The following is a 1,162-nucleotide window of genomic DNA, read 5'->3' on the forward strand; positions in this document are numbered from 1 at the left end:
CGCCTCGCCATCCCGCGCCTGACCGAGATCCGCGCCGCGCAGTTACTGGAACAGGTACCCGATCTCATGGCACTGGCGGCCATGGAGCGGCGCAGCGTGATCGCCCTTGCGCTGCCGGCCGAGGTGGTCAATGCACTGGCCGACTATCTGGATGCAGACGAGCACCGCGAGCAACTACGCCGGCTTGCCAGCCAGACCGAAACCCTGCTGGAGGCCGTGCCGCAGCAAAGTGCCGGCGCCCGCGCGCTGGCCGGCCAGACTTTCGTACTGACCGGCACCCTGCCGACGCTATCGCGCGACGAGGCCAAGGCCTTGATTGAGGCTGCCGGCGGCAAGGTGTCCGGCAGCGTGTCGAAAAAAACGCACTATGTGGTGGCCGGAGAAGCCGCCGGCAGCAAGCTGGAAAAAGCCACGGCGCTGGGCGTCGCGGTGCTGGACGAGGCGGCGCTGTTGGCCTTGCTGGCCTAGGCTTGAAAAGCCCCGGTGTTGTACCGGCAAAAGCTGGAGTGACACCGGCAAAGCCAATACAATGGCGCCAAACTGATACAACTGTCTGCGATTTTGGAGAGGCAATGCAAAAAATTACCAAAGCGGTATTTCCGGTAGCCGGTATGGGCACCCGCTTCCTGCCTGCCACCAAAGCCAGCCCGAAAGAGATGCTGCCGGTGGTCGACAAGCCGCTGATCCAGTACGCGGTGGAAGAAGCCGTTGCCGCCGGCATCACCGAGCTGATCTTTATCACCGGCCGCAACAAGCGCTCTATCGAAGATCATTTCGATAAGGCCTATGAGCTGGAAACCGAGCTGGAAAACAAGAATAAGCAAAAGCTCCTGGACATCGTGCAGGGCATTATCCCGCCGACTGTCAGCTGCATTTATATCCGCCAGACCCAGGCGCTGGGGCTGGGTCACGCCGTGCTGTGCGCGCGCCCGGCGGTCGGTAACGAACCCTTTGCCGTGATTCTGGCCGATGACCTGATCGATGGCGAACCGGGTGCCATCGAGCAGATGGTCAAGCTGTATAACCAGACCCACACCTCCATCCTCGGCGTCGAGACCGTGCCGCACGAACAGACCGGCTCCTACGGCATCGTGGAAGTCGCCGACAATGGCCGTGGCCAGCAGCGGGTCACCAGTATCGTGGAGAAGCCGCACCCGGATGT

The 1,162-nt window shown here is 62.2% G+C and carries 2 protein-coding genes; both read left to right on the forward strand.

Features of this window, described 5'->3' with window-relative positions:
• A partial coding sequence (locus tag ACRC1E_RS13710) for a BRCT domain-containing protein (protein WP_438515648.1) occupies nucleotides 1–468 on the forward strand: 468 nt, incomplete at its 5' end.
• A 104-nt stretch (nucleotides 469–572) separates the two neighbouring features.
• The coding region (locus tag ACRC1E_RS13715; protein WP_438515649.1) for a UTP--glucose-1-phosphate uridylyltransferase at nucleotides 573–1,162 on the forward strand (590 nt) is incomplete at its 3' end.

Origin of the sequence: Craterilacuibacter sp. (assembly GCF_051659485.1) — a bacterium.
Classification (GTDB): domain Bacteria; phylum Pseudomonadota; class Gammaproteobacteria; order Burkholderiales; family Chromobacteriaceae; genus Craterilacuibacter.